Raw genomic sequence first — 12,585 nt, 5'->3', positions numbered from 1 at the left:
GCTCACGATCAAGGGCCCAGGCGTGCCCGCACCTCGGCCTCGGCCGCCGCGATCGGGCTCTCGCCCGCCTCTCGCCGCAGCGCGTCGAGCCGCTCGCCGGCCTCGGGACGGCTCCACTCCCGCGCGAAGTCCCCGGACAGGATGTCGTCGTGCATCACGCGCGCGAAGCGCGACGCCTGCTCGTCGTGGGACTCGAGCGCGCGCAGCGCCCGCAGCTGCCCGTACTGCGACGTCCGCGAGTGCAGCCCGAGCTGCCCGAACAGCCCGTCGCGGGCCACGTGCGCGAACACCTCGGCGGGCTCGGCGGACAGGTAGAGCTCGTTGAGCACGGCCTCCTCGCTGAAGCCCGCCTCGATCGCGACCCGGTGCGCCGTGCGCACGACGTCGAGGATCGCCGGCCACACCGCCTGCTCGCTGAACAGGTCGAGCGCCGCCTCCTCCCGCGCGCTGGAGACGATCGCGCCGCCGAGCGTGCCCCCGATCGCCCGGGCGACGGCGAGCGTCGTCTCCCACGCCCGCCCGGTGGCGTCGCGCTCGACCGAGACGAAGCACGGGAAGCCGTGCCGGTCCACGTAGCGGTCGCGCACCGCCGCGCCGATCATCCGCGGCGCCACCATGACGACGTCGACGCCGTCGGGCACCTCCAGCAGCCCGAAGTGAAAGTTGTAGCCCGACGCCACGACCAGCGTGTCCCCCGCCCGCAGACCGGGCGCGATCTCGGACCGCACGAGCTCCGGCTGCACCTCGTCGGGCACCAGCAGGAGCACGACGTCGGCGGCGTCGGTCGCGTCGGCGATCGAGCGCAGGTCGAAGCCCTCCTCGGCCGCCGACGCGGCGTACGCGTCGTCCCGGTTCCCGACGACCGGCGCGTGCCCCGAGTCTCGCAGGTTCGCCGCCTGGGCCGCGCCCTGGTTGCCGAACCCGATCACGCCGATCGTCCGCCCGGACAGCGCCGTGAGGTCCGCGGCGTCGATGCTGCGGTCACGATGGATCTCTGCGTGTGCCATCACCCGAGCGTCGGTGCTCCCCTGCTCGTGCGCTAGTGTTGCCACCGGTCCGCCCCCGTAGCTCAGGGGATAGAGCACCGCCCTCCGGAGGCGGGAGCGCAGGTTCGAATCCTGCCGGGGGCACCACGGTCGACCTGCGTCGACGCTCCGTCGAATGATCGACCGGACGCGTCGTGACACGGGCGTGACGTGATCCGGCGGTCCAGTCGCCGCTTCCGCCCGACCAACGACAGCCAGGTCCTACCTCCGCTTGCGACCGGCCGGCGGTGTCGCCGGGTGCACCGTCCAGGTCATGCGCTCCCGCGGGTCGTACCGGCAGTGCGTGCCGGTCTGTACGGATCGGTCGAGGTGCGCGCCGAGCTCGGGGAGGACGGCCCCGACGCGCTGGGTCGCCTCCCGCAGCCGGGCGCTGACGGCCTTCCGTGCCCGTTCCGTCGTCCCGGCGCCGAGCGGCCGGTCGCGGCCGGCCAGCCCGGCGGACTCCCGAAGCTGTTCGAGCAGCGCCGTGCGCTCGGCGTCGGCGCGCTCCTTCCGTCCGATGTCGTGATCACGGTGGGCCGACGCGAGGTCGTCGTCGAGCTCGGCCAGGCGGCGCCGGTAGGCGGCCCGGGCGGTGGCGTCGAGCAGCGGACCGCCCTCGGGGTCGTGCTCGACCGCGCCGGCGAGCTCCAGGACGTGGATCTCGCAGCCTGGCCGCGCGAGCAGCGCGGCGAGATCGGCCAGCCCCTTCAGAGCGGGCAGGTGCACGGTCGTGGCGCCGTGGCGGACGCGCCACAGCTCGCCGTCGCGGCGCAGCTCGGCGTCGGTCGGCGGGTCGCCGGGACCGTCCCGCACGCCGGACGCCGCCGTGCCGCCCAGCCGCGCGGTCACGGCGTGCAGGCCCAGCTCTGCGGCCGTCCGCGCGGCCCGCTCGCGATGGCCGTCCCCGGCCCCGAGCGTCGCCAGCTCCGCACCCGTCTCGGCCTCCCACGCGCGGGCCCCGAGCCGCCGGTGCACCTCGAGCGCCTGGCACATCCATCGCTCGGCGTCGGCCCGGCGGCCCAGCGCAGCCGCCAGTACGCCGGCCCAGTGGGCGTTGCTGCCCATGAAGCAGACCAGGGCTCCGTTCACCCCGCACGCGTCAGTGACCGGTTCCAGCTCGGCCAGAAGCTGGGCGCACACCGCGCGGTCGTCGAGTCGCACCGCGGCCGTCGTCATACCGCCGACGAACACCGGCCACAGGTATGAGCGGTCGTCGCGCCACGTGTCCAGCGCCAGCACGATGTCCAGGTGGCGGCGCGCGCCGTCGAGGTCGTCCGGCTCCCCGCTCAGCGCCAGGAACCCGGCGGCCACAGCGTGCGCGTGGGAGGGGACGCCGACCCACCACCGCACGGCCTCCGCCGCGGTGGCCCGCAGCAGGTCGGGGTCGCCGCGCGCGCGGACCAGCCCCAGCAGCTGGGACATCCGCACGTTGCCGGTGTCCGGCTCGCCGAGCCGCTCGCCGAGTGCGCTCGCCTCGTCGATCAGCCGCTCGCCGACATCCAGCCGTCCGTCGACGACGGCCAGCGCGGCGCGCCGGGTCAGCGCCAGGTAGTCGTGCCGGGGCTGGCGGAACCGCTCCGCAGCGTGCAGGTAGTCGCCGAGCACGGCGCGGAACGCCGCCGACCCCAGCTCGAGCAGCGCGTTCGCGGTCAGCAGGAGACCCTCGGCGTGCCGCTCGGCGTCACCGGTGCGCTCGGCCAGCGTCGTGATCTCCCGGGCGAGCTCGTGGCGGGTCGCGGCCCGCCCGGGTGTCCACAGCACGTCGTGCCGGGCGAGCAGGCAGGCGGCCAGCGTGGCCGGATCGTCCAGCGTGCGAGCCACGTCCAGCGCCCGCTCGGACAGCGGCGCCGCCCGCGGCCGGTGGGCGGGCACCGAGTGGTGCAGCTCGCGGGCGAGGCCGGCGGTGAGCTCGGCCTCCAGCGCGGTGCCGGTACCGCGCACCCCGGCCAGCGCCGTCTCGAGTTCCTCGACGATCGCGGCGCGGGCCATCGCGAACCGCGCGCCCAGGCGCTGGACACCGAGCGCGACCCGGCCGAGGCGATCGGCGTCGCCGAGCGCCCCGGCCCGGCGGCGGGCGTCGTCGAGCAGGATCCGGGCTGCGGACGCATCGCCGGAGCGGGCCCGCGCGTCGGCCTCGTCGACGAGCAGGTCGATCAGCTGCGGTCCGGTGTCCGGTGCTCCCGCGTCCTCGATGGCCCGGCGGGCGCGGGCGAGGTGGGTGGCGGCCTCGGCGAACGCGAGCCGGGACCGTTCGGCGGCGGCCGCCGTGCGTGCCCAGTGCACGGCAGGTGCGCTGCCCCGCAGAGGGACGGTTGCGGCGGCGTGCCGGGCCACGTCCGCCGCCTCGACCGGGAGTCCGCGGGCGTGCCTGCGTTCGAGCGTCTCGACGAGCTGCTGGTGGAGCTCCAGCCGCCGCGCTACCGGGAGCTCCGCCGTGACGGTCTCCCGGACCAGATCGTGCGCCAGCCTCGTCCGCGACCCGGCCGCGCCGGCGACGAGCACCCCTACGCGCACGCCGTCGGCCACTCGCTCGGCCAACTCGGTCGCGCCGACGCCGCAGACCTCGCCGAGGACGTCGGGCAGCAGCTCCGTGCCGGCCACCGCGGCGGCCTCGACGAGCCGGCGGCTGCCCTCGCCGAGCCGGTCCACCCGGCGCAGCACGAGGTCGCGCGCGGCGCTGGGCACGGCGTCCGCGGGCTGCGCCGGGTCGGCGAGCATCTCCGCGAGCTGGTGCACCAGGAACGGGCGGCCGTCCGTGCGCCGGTGCACCTCGGCCGCCCACCGCTCGGCGATGGCGGAGCCGGCCACGGCGCCGACCAGCTCGTGCACCTCGCCGCCGGAGAGGCCGTGCAGCAGCAGCGATCCCCCGCGCGCGGCCAGCTCGGCGACCGTCGCGGCCCGTCCGGCGTCGAGCTCGTCGGGCCGGTACGCCGCGACGATCACCAGCGGCACAGGCCGGTACGGCCGCGTGACGAAGCTCAGCAGCGCCAGCGTGGACTCGTCGGCCCACTGCAGGTCGTCCAGTACGACGATCACCGGTGCGCGCCGGGCGAGCCGCTCCAGGAACCGGGCGACGGCGTCGAACAGGCGCAGCCGGGCCGCGTCCGGGTCGGCCGAGGGCTCGACGGCCGGGGTGCCCGCCTCGGTCAGCTCCGGGAGGAGCCGGGCCAGCTCGGCGGCGTCGGCGGCCGGTGGCGCGTCATCCGGGACGGTCGCGCGCAGGCCGCGCAAAGCCGTGGTCCACGGCCAGAACGCGGGGGCCCGGTCCGCATCCGCGCAGGTCCCCCATCCGACCGACCATCCGCTGCGGGTGGCCGCCTCGCCGACGAGCGTCGTCTTGCCGATGCCGGCCTCGCCGCCGACCAGCACGAGGCGGGCCCGCCCGTCGGCCGCCTCCTCGACGGCGTCGAGGAGGCGGGACAACGCACGGGCGCGGCCCACGAACGCCATGCGTCGGGATTATGCCGCGACGCCCGATCCGATCGCGCGGGTCGCGCGCCGGGTCCTGACGGGTGCCAGCCGGTTCCTGGCGCCGTCTGGGTGGGACCAGTCCGCACCGATCGACGAGGAGCTCTCCATGTCCGTCACGTTCGACCCCGTCCGGTACAAGGAGACGACCCGAGCCCAGTGGCAGGACGCGGCCCCGGCCTGGCACGCCTGGGGACCGACACTGGAGACCTGGCTCGGCGAGGCGACCACACTGATGCTGGACGCCGCAAACGTGACCGCGGGCAGCGCCGTGCTCGACGTCGCGGCCGGCGCCGGTGGCCAGACGCTCGCCGCGGCCCGGCGGGTCGCGCCCTCCGGGCACGTCCTGGCCACCGACATCAGCCCGGCGATCCTGGAGCGCGCGGCCGCGGACGCCGCCGCCGAGGGCCTGGACGATGTCGTGCGGGTCCGGGAGCTGGACGGCGAGCGGCTCGACGTCGAGGCCGGCACGTTCGACGCCGTCGTCTCCCGGCTCGGCCTGATCTACTTCCCGGACCGTGCCGCCGCGCTGGCCGGCCAGTACCGGGCGCTGCGAGCGGGCGGGCGGGTGGCCGCGGTCGTCTACTCGACGGCCGAGCGCAACGCGTTCTTCTCCGTCCCGGTGTCGATCATCCGGCGGCGTGCGCAGCTGCCCGCACCGGCGCCCGGCCAGCCGGGGCCGTTCAGCCTCGGCGGGCCCGGCGTGCTGGAGGACGCGCTGCGCCGGGCCGGCTTCCGCGACGTCGGGGGAAGGACCGTGCCGGCCCCGCTGCGCCTGCCGTCGGCGGCCGAGTGCGTGCGCTTCGAACGGGAGTCGTTCGGCGCGCTGCACCAGATGCTGGCCGGGCTGTCGCCCGAAGAGCGCGACGCGGCGTGGCAGGAGATCACCGAGGAGCTGGCCGCCCACGAAACCGGCGACGGCTTCGAGGGCCCCTGCGAGCTCGTCGTCGCGTGGGGCGTGAAGTGAGGCCCGTCGTCGCGGCCGCGGTGCAGGCCACCCCGGTGTTCCTGGACCGTGACGCGACCGTCGAGAAGGTCACCGACCTCACGGCGAAGGCCGCGGCCGAGGACGCCGGCCTCATCGTGTTCCCCGAGGCGTTCGTCCCGACCTACCCGGACTGGGTGTGGCGGATCCCGGCCTGGCGCGACGCCGGCTACTACCGCGAGCTCGCCGACCAGGCGGTCGAGGTCCCCTCGGCCGCGACCCGCCGGATGGGCGACGCCGCGCGGTCGGCCGGGGCGTGGCTGGCCGTCGGCGTGAACGAGCGGGACCCGTCGGGCGGGACGCTCTACAACACGCTGCTGTACTTCGCTCCCGACGGATCGCTCGCCGGACGGCACCGCAAGCTCATGCCGACCGGGGGCGAACGCACGGTGTGGGGCCAGGGCGACGGCTCGTCGCTGACCGTGCTGGACACCCCGTTCGGCCGGCTCGGCGGGCTGATCTGCTGGGAGAACTACATGCCGCTGGCCCGGGCGGCGCTCTACGCCCGCGGGATGGACATCCACCTGGCGCCGACGTGGGACACCAGCGACTGCTGGCTCTCCACGCTCCGGCACGTCGCTCGGGAGGGGCGGACGTTCGTCGTCGGCACGAACTCCTACCTGCGGGGTTGCGACGTGCCGTCCTCCCTGCCCGACCGGGACGCGCTCTACGGCGGTGAGGAGGACACCATGTCGCACGGCGGGGCGGCGATCGTCGGGCCGGACGGGTCGGTCCTGGCCGGCCCGCTGCTCCACGCGGAGGGCATCCTGTACGCCGAGATCGACGTGGCCACCGCGCGGCTGGCCCGCCGGGAGTTCGACCCGGCCGGCCACTACGCCCGGCCGGACGTGTTCGCGCTCGACGTCGACACGACGGCGCGCACGTCCGCCCGGTTCGTCGCGCAACGCTCGGGAGCCGGCTGGTGACGGCAAGGTTCCCGGTGACCGACGGACGGCATCCTGACCCCGCGATCGCGGGCTCGGCAGGCAGCGCGCCCACCACGGAGACCCATCACCTGGGCCGATGGCCCTGCCCGCGCGCGTCGCCGATCTCGCGTCCTACGACGTGCTGCTGTCGGTGGCCGAGCTCGGCAGCATGGGCCGCGCGGCCGCGGCACACGCTCGCCCCGGGGGACACGGCTCACCGAGGCCGGCGCCCTGGTGACGGACTGGGCCCGCAGCGCGATCGACGCCGCGTGGGCGATGGAGGAGGGTGTCGCCGCGCTGCGCGCCGAGCACGCCGGCCGGCTGCGCATCGCGGCGAGCCTCACGGTGGCCGAGTACCTGCTGCCGCCCTGCAGTGCGCCGGCAACCGCCGCGCCGGGCTGCTCGCCGTGCGCGACATCCCCGGGCAGCACCCGTGGGGGGATGGAGCGACCTCCACCGCTCGCTGGACCGGCATCCGGCTCGCCGACGTGCTCGCCGCCGCGGGGGTCCGTCGCGACGCCACCGACATCGCGTTCGTCGCCCCGGACGTCGCCCCCGAGGCCAGCCCGCCGGCGCCCTACGGCGGGTCGATCACCGTCGACAAGGCCACGAGCCCCGAGGTGCTGCTGGCCTGGGAGATGAACGGCGAACCCCTCACCGTCGCCCACGGCGCGCCGGTGCGCGTCGTCGTCCCGGGCTGGATCGGCGCCCGCAGCGTCAAGTGGGTCGAGCGGGTCACCGCCCAGGACCGTCCCTCGGACAACTTCTTCCAGCAGAGCGCCTACCGGCTCCTGCCGCCCGAGCACGACGACCCCGCCCCGGGCGACGGGGTCGAGCTGACCGCCGTCGCGCTGAACTCCGCGATCCTGCGCCCCGACGACGGCGCCGGCGTGACGACCGGGCCCACCGAGGTCGCCGGCTACGCCTTCGCCGGCGAGGACCGGGAGATCGTGCGCGTCGACGTCTCCGCCGACGGCGGCCGCACCTGGCACCAGGCCGAGCTCGACGAACAGCTCGGCCCGTGGGCCTGGCGGTTCTGGCACACGAACCTGCACCTGCCCCCCGGTGAGCACCACGTCGTCGCCCGCGCCTGGGACAGCACCGCGGCCCTGCAGCCCGAGCACTCCGCCAGCCTCTGGAACCCCAAGGGCTACATCAACAACGCCTGGCCCGCCGTGGACCTCACCGTCCAGCCGTGAGGACCGATGAGCACACCGTGGGAGGACCCCGCATCTCAGATGTGCGAGCGCGTCCGCGGGGGACGTGTCGGCTGCGGGACGTCGCGGAACGCCTCCCGCACCGCACGGCGCGGGTCCGCCGAGCGGATCTCGGCCAGCGGCTCGCGGAGCTCGTCGAGCTGCCGGCGGACCTCGGCGAGATCGGCGGCGGAGTCGACCTGCTCGCGCATCGAGGCCGCGTACTGCTTGGCCTGCGTCACGGCGCCGGCCAGCGAGCGAATCGCGCCCGGGAGCCGTTCCGGCCCGATGACGAAGAACCCGATGAGGGCGAGCAGCACGAGCTCACCCATGCCCAGACCGAACACGGGTCAGACTCCCTTCGAGAGCGGGTCGGGGTCGGCGTCGGGCAGGGGCGACGCGCTGTCGTCGTCGAGGTCCTCCCAGCCCGGGTCGCGACGAGCCCGGCGGCGGTCGTGCAGGCGGCAGACCTGGATGGCCAGCTCGAGCAGCACGCAGAGGGCCACGCCGAGCACCGCCATGGAGATCGGGTCACCACCCGGCGTCGCGATCCCGGCGAACAGGAAGGCGCTGAAGATGATGACGCGCCGCCAGCTCGCGAGCTTCGCGTAGGAGACGACGCCGACGCGGTTGAGCATGACGACGACCAGCGGCGTCAGGAACCCGACGCCGAAGACGACCATGAGCGACAGGACCAGCGAGTAGTACTCGTCGCCGCGCAGCGCCGTCGTCTGCACCGAGTTGCCGATCATGAGCAGGAAGCTCAGCGCCTGGGCCACGACGAGGTAGGCCAGCACCGCACCGCCCGCGAACAGCAGCGACGCCGTGCCGATGAACGCGACGGCGCCGCGCTTCTCGCTGCGTCGCAGGCCCGGCGTGACGAACGCCCACAGCTGGCCGAGCCACCCCGGGGCGGACAGCACCACCCCGGCGGTCGCCGCCACCTTGACGCGCAGCAGGAACTGGTCGAACGGACCGGTGGCGAGCAGGCGGCAGTCGGTGCCGTTCAGCCCCGCCCGGGCCGTCGGGGGCAGCGAGCAGTAGGGCTGGATGAGCAGCGAGCCGAGGCTCGGCACGCCGAGGATCGAGTTCTCGTACCAGACGAACCCGAGCAGGGTGCCGACGGCGATCGCGACCAGGGCCCAGGCCAGGCGGCGGCGCAGCTCGTGGAGGTGGTCGAGGAGCGTCATCGCCTCCTCGGTCTCCCGGCGCCGCCGCCCGGGCCACCACCGCGGCATGCGGCGGGTCGGTGTGGACACGGGTCAGACCCGCGAGCCGTTCGAGGTGTGGGCCGGGGCGGGTGCGGGGGTGGGCGCCGGAGTGGGCGCGAGGGCGGCCGGCTCGGCGTCCTTCGTGCCCTTCGCGGCGGCGTCCTCCTCCGAGAGCGCCGACGTCTCGGCCTTGAAGATGCGCAGCGAGCGGCCGATGCCGCGGGCGGCGTCCGGCAGGCGCTTCGCGCCGAACAGCAGCAGCAGGACGACGAGGATGATCACCCAGTGGGACGGGCTCAGTGCTCCGGTCATGACGTTCCCTTCGACGAGCGACGTGGTGGCGGCGTGGGACGCCGGACTCAGCTGAACGGGCCGCCGAGGAGGAGGCCGCCGACCGGGCCCTCGACGTAGCGGGGGTCGGCCTCGGGGAACTCGGTCTCGAGGCCGTCCACGCCGGGCGCGCGGTCCTCGCCGTTGACGGCGTCGGCGGACGACTCGGTGGTGGTGCGGCCGGTGCCGAGCACGGCGTCGAGGGCCTGGGTCGGGCTCTGCGTGCTGGGGTAGCCGGTCTCCTCGGCCTGCGCGGTCCCGGCCGCCATCACGGGCAGGACGGTGGCGGCGAGGCCCAGGGCGGCGGCGGTGCCGCGGCGGCGCTTCGGGTTCGACATGGGGAGCTTCCTTCGGGGTCGGGGAGCGGGTGTCGGGGCGGCGATCACATGTTCTCGGCGCCGGCCTGGATGGCCTCGCGGATGCGGTAGTAGGTGCCGCACCGGCAGATGTTGCGGATCTCGTCGAGCACGGCGTCGTCGATGTCGCGACCCTCGGCGCGGGCCTGCTTCACCTTGGCGACGGCGGCCATGATCTGGCCGGGCTGGCAGTAGCCGCACTGCGCGACGTCGTTGTCGATCCAGGCCTGCTGCATGGGGTGCAGCCCGCCGCCCGGAGCGGTGTCGGCGAGACCCTCGATGGTGGTGACCTCGTCGGTCGGCTTGATGGCGCCGACCGGCACCGAGCAGGGGTTGAAGCCCCGGCCGTTGATGTGGCTGGTGCAGGCCTTGCAGACGTTGATGCCGCAGCCGTACTTCGGGCCCGTGACCCCGAGCAGGTCGCGGATCACCCAGAGCAGCCGGACGTCGTCCTCGACGTCGACCGACACCTGCTCGCCGTTGAGCTTGAACGTGTGTGTGGGCATGGGGATGTCCTCAGGTCGTCTTCTCGAGGCCGTCGGTGGGCGACGGCGGGATCGGCGGGACGGTCGGGTACGGCTCGAACGGCAGCGGTTCCTTGTGCAGGATCGGGAAGTACTCCGGCGTCGTGCCGGTCGCCCGCGCGTAGGCGCAGGCGATCGCCCCACTGGTCGCCGCGACACCGAACTCGCCGACGCCGCCGGGCTCGGGGGCCTCGGAGTCCTCGATGACGATGACGTCGATCTCGTCCGGGGTGTTCCACTGCCGGGTGTAGAAGTAGTTGTCCCAGCTGGCCTCGACGAAGTGCCCGTCGCGCAGGTGCAGGCCCGCGGTCAGGGTGTTGCCGATGGCGTCCATGATCCCGCCCTGCATCTGCGCCTTGACGCCGCGTGGGTTGACCACGATGCCGATGTCGACGACGTAGGTCACCTTGGTCACGCGGGGCCCGGTCCGCGCGGAGCGGATCTGGCGGTTGACCGTCTCCGGCCGGCAGTCGATCTCGACGACGGCGGCCGCGGCGCCCTTGTACTCGGTGTGGAAGGCGATCCCCTGGGCCGTGCCCTCGGGCATCGACTTGCCCCAGTCGGCCTCCTCGGCCACCCGGTCCAGGACGTTCTTCCAGCGGTCCAGCTTGATGAACTCGGACCGGAACTCGTACGGGTCCTTGCCCATCGCCTCCGCGATCTTGTCCACCATCAGCTCGCGCGCGGTGGCGACGTCCGGGGAGTAGATGTTGCGCGTCGAGCTGGTGTTGAAGCCCATCTCGACCTCGTTGAGCAGCCGGGTGTTCGCCCCGAAGTTGTAGGGCGTGACCTGGGTCAGCTCGAAGACGCTCTCCGAGAGCGTCAGGTTGCCCAGCGGCGCCTTCACCGCGGCCGCGGTGATCGGCTCGCCGAGCCCCGGGTTGACCTCGGTGGCGACGCTGGTGTGGCGCAGCTCGAAGCTGGCCACCGCGTCGCCGGCCACCACCGCACGCACCCGCGAGGTGCACAGCGGGTGGGTGCGGCCCTGGCGGGAGTCGTCGGCCCGGGTCCACATCAGCTTGACGGGCTTGCCCATCTCCTGCGAGACCTCGGCGGCCTCGAGCGCGGCGTCGAAGAAGAGCTTGCGCCCGAACGACCCGCCGCCCTCCGGGACGCGGAACGTCACCGCGCTCTGCGGCATGTCCAGCTTCCGGGCGATCTCGGCCTGCGCGGCGATCGGGTTCTTGCAGGGGCTCCAGATCTCCGCGGAGTCCTCGCGGACGTCGGCGATCGCCGCGTTCGTCTCCAGCGGGGAGCCGCTGCGGAAGTAGAAGGTGAACTCGCCCTCGACGGTGTTGCCGCCGACGTCCGGGACCGCCAGCGGCAGCTCACCCCCGCGCACCTGGGCGAGGACGGAGTCGTCGTCCTCCCCGGCGACCGTGCCGCCCTCCCACGAGACCCGCAGGGCGTTCACCGCGTCGACGGCCTGCCCGAAGGTCCGCGCCCGCACCGCCACCCCGGTGCTGACCTGGACGACGTCGGTGACCCCGGGCATGGTCCGGACCTCGTCGAGGTTCTCGACGTCGTCCGGGGACCCGTTGAGGTCGGGCGCGCGGCAGATCACCGTCGGCAGGGCGTCGGGCACCTGCAGGTCGGTGACGAACTTCTTCTTGCCGGTGACCATGGCGCGCGCGTCGGACTTCGTCCGCGACGTGCCGATGACCGTGAACTCCTCGCGCGGCTTCAGCGCGACCTCGACCGCCTCGGTCACCGGGCTCGCCGCGGCCTCGGTGAGCTCGCCGAACGGCAGCGACTCGCCGTTCTGGCCGATGATCGCGCCACCCCGGCTGGTGAGGACGCTGCTCTCCTGGCCGAGCTCGGCGGCCGCCGCGTCGAGCAGCCGCCCGGCCGCGAGGGCCGCGGCCACCCGGATCGGGGTGAAGGTGGTGAACGTCGTGTTGGAGCCGCCGGTGAGCTGGTTGAACACGAGCTCCGGACGGGCGTCGGCCAGGGTGACGTTTACCTGGTCCGGGTCGATGCCCATCTCCTCTGCGATGATCATCTGCGTCGAGGTGATGATCCCCTGCCCGTTGTCGGAGCGGGGGAGCTCGAACGAGACGGAGCCGTCCCGGTCGACCTTGACCTGGATGAGGTTCGCCGTGGGGCGTGCCGCGTCGCGCAGCGCGTCCAGCAGGTCGTAGAGCTCCGGCGTCTGCGGCTCGGACGGCAGCGCCGCGGCCGACGCGTTCGGCACGGAGTCGAAGATCGTCTGCCGCCCGATCTCGGCCGCGGCGACGAGCACGGGCGCCGCGACGACCAGACCCAGGAACCGACGGCGACCCTGGTCGGCGGGACCGACGTCGGCCCTCGTCGGGCGGTGTCGACGCCGTGGTGGCGCCGGCGCGATGCGGTGGTTCGGCAACGTTGCCTCGTCTCAAGATCCCGTAAAGCCGCCCCGTGTCAAGGCGACGTCCCGGTGGTGATGGTCTCGATGAAGTAACGAGGCAGACGCCGAATGGACTATTAGCTCGTTCGGTGTGTAAACATGGGATTCCGATGACGCTCCGTCATAACCCTGTCGAACGTCGCGTGAACGGCTGCCGTCGTGGGGGGCAGACTGC

12 protein-coding genes and 1 tRNA gene are annotated in these 12,585 nt (G+C 74.3%); 5 read left to right on the top strand and 8 right to left on the bottom strand.

Annotation, left to right across the window (positions count from 1 at the left end):
* Positions 1-8: 8 nt before the first annotated feature.
* Complete coding sequence (locus tag WCD41_RS03690; protein WP_337712015.1) at positions 9-1,007, bottom strand: NAD(P)-binding domain-containing protein; 999 nt, start codon at positions 1,005-1,007, stop codon at positions 9-11.
* A 51-nt stretch (positions 1,008-1,058) separates the two neighbouring features.
* On the opposite strand from WCD41_RS03690, the gene WCD41_RS03685 reads away from it, so the two are divergent.
* Positions 1,059-1,133: transfer RNA gene (locus WCD41_RS03685), tRNA-Arg, on the top strand.
* Between the two features lie 114 nt (positions 1,134-1,247).
* Here the strand turns inward: WCD41_RS03685 and WCD41_RS03680 are convergent.
* Positions 1,248-4,478, bottom strand: a complete 3,231-nt coding sequence (locus WCD41_RS03680; protein ID WP_337712014.1) for an ATP-binding protein — start codon at positions 4,476-4,478, stop codon at positions 1,248-1,250.
* A gap of 127 nt (positions 4,479-4,605) precedes the next feature.
* Here WCD41_RS03680 and WCD41_RS03675 point away from each other — a divergent pair, with 127 nt between their 5' ends.
* From WCD41_RS03675 to WCD41_RS03660, 4 genes are all read left to right on the top strand, one after another.
* Complete coding sequence (locus tag WCD41_RS03675) at positions 4,606-5,463, top strand: class I SAM-dependent methyltransferase (protein ID WP_337712013.1); 858 nt, start codon at positions 4,606-4,608, stop codon at positions 5,461-5,463.
* Entirely contained in the window at positions 5,460-6,407 is a 948-nt protein-coding gene (locus tag WCD41_RS03670) for a carbon-nitrogen hydrolase family protein (RefSeq protein ID WP_337712012.1), read from the top strand. Before WCD41_RS03675 ends, WCD41_RS03670 begins: the two co-directional genes overlap by 4 nt.
* A 97-nt stretch (positions 6,408-6,504) precedes the next feature.
* Positions 6,505-6,645 (top strand): hypothetical protein, encoded by a 141-nt coding sequence (locus WCD41_RS03665; RefSeq protein ID WP_337712011.1) that lies wholly within the window; start codon positions 6,505-6,507, stop codon positions 6,643-6,645.
* A 169-nt stretch (positions 6,646-6,814) separates the two neighbouring features.
* On the top strand, positions 6,815-7,606 hold the full coding sequence (locus WCD41_RS03660) for a sulfite oxidase (protein ID WP_337712010.1): 792 nt from the start codon (positions 6,815-6,817) through the stop codon (positions 7,604-7,606).
* Positions 7,607-7,641: 35 nt separating this feature from the next.
* Here WCD41_RS03660 and WCD41_RS03655 read toward each other — a convergent pair whose 3' ends face one another.
* Genes WCD41_RS03655 through WCD41_RS03630 form a run of 6 tightly spaced genes read right to left on the bottom strand, consistent with a single transcriptional unit; the run spans position 7,642 to position 12,386 of the window.
* Positions 7,642-7,935 (bottom strand): twin-arginine translocase TatA/TatE family subunit, encoded by a 294-nt coding sequence (locus tag WCD41_RS03655; protein WP_337712009.1) that lies wholly within the window; start codon positions 7,933-7,935, stop codon positions 7,642-7,644.
* 18 nt (positions 7,936-7,953) lie between these two features.
* Entirely contained in the window at positions 7,954-8,862 is a 909-nt protein-coding gene (tatC, locus tag WCD41_RS03650) for a twin-arginine translocase subunit TatC (protein WP_337712008.1), read from the bottom strand.
* 3 nt (positions 8,863-8,865) lie between these two features.
* Positions 8,866-9,126, bottom strand: coding sequence for a Sec-independent protein translocase subunit TatA (gene tatA, locus WCD41_RS03645; protein ID WP_337712007.1), 261 nt, complete (start codon positions 9,124-9,126; stop codon positions 8,866-8,868).
* A 47-nt stretch (positions 9,127-9,173) separates the two neighbouring features.
* The gene (locus WCD41_RS03640; RefSeq protein WP_337712006.1) at positions 9,174-9,482 is read right to left on the bottom strand and encodes a hypothetical protein; all 309 of its coding nucleotides are present in this window, start codon (positions 9,480-9,482) and stop codon (positions 9,174-9,176) included.
* 44 nt (positions 9,483-9,526) lie between these two features.
* Positions 9,527-10,006, bottom strand: a complete 480-nt coding sequence (locus tag WCD41_RS03635) for a (2Fe-2S)-binding protein (RefSeq protein ID WP_337712005.1) — start codon at positions 10,004-10,006, stop codon at positions 9,527-9,529.
* A gap of 10 nt (positions 10,007-10,016) precedes the next feature.
* A complete protein-coding gene (locus WCD41_RS03630; protein WP_373695066.1) occupies positions 10,017-12,386 on the bottom strand; it encodes a xanthine dehydrogenase family protein molybdopterin-binding subunit in 2,370 nt (789 codons plus the stop codon).
* Positions 12,387-12,585: the final 199 nt, after the last annotated feature.

The sequence above is a fragment of the Actinomycetospora aeridis genome (genome assembly GCF_037400275.1).
GTDB lineage: Bacteria > Actinomycetota > Actinomycetes > Mycobacteriales > Pseudonocardiaceae > Actinomycetospora > Actinomycetospora aeridis.
Note: the sequence above shows the minus strand (reverse complement) of the source record. Positions and strands in the feature narration are given on the sequence as shown.

Excerpts from the sequence above, each read along its gene's own strand:
- WCD41_RS03690 (WP_337712015.1), bottom strand. The coding sequence starts at position 1,007 with ATGGCACACGCAGAGATCCATCGTGACCGCAGCATCGACGCCGCGGAC.
- WCD41_RS03680 (WP_337712014.1), bottom strand. The coding sequence starts at position 4,478 with ATGGCGTTCGTGGGCCGCGCCCGTGCGTTGTCCCGCCTCCTCGACGCC.
- WCD41_RS03675 (WP_337712013.1), top strand. The coding sequence starts at position 4,606 with ATGTCCGTCACGTTCGACCCCGTCCGGTACAAGGAGACGACCCGAGCC.
- WCD41_RS03665 (WP_337712011.1), top strand. The coding sequence starts at position 6,505 with ATGGCCCTGCCCGCGCGCGTCGCCGATCTCGCGTCCTACGACGTGCTG.
- WCD41_RS03655 (WP_337712009.1), bottom strand. The coding sequence starts at position 7,935 with ATGGGTGAGCTCGTGCTGCTCGCCCTCATCGGGTTCTTCGTCATCGGG.
- tatA (WP_337712007.1), bottom strand. The coding sequence starts at position 9,126 with ATGACCGGAGCACTGAGCCCGTCCCACTGGGTGATCATCCTCGTCGTC.
- WCD41_RS03640 (WP_337712006.1), bottom strand. The coding sequence starts at position 9,482 with ATGTCGAACCCGAAGCGCCGCCGCGGCACCGCCGCCGCCCTGGGCCTC.
- WCD41_RS03635 (WP_337712005.1), bottom strand. The coding sequence starts at position 10,006 with ATGCCCACACACACGTTCAAGCTCAACGGCGAGCAGGTGTCGGTCGAC.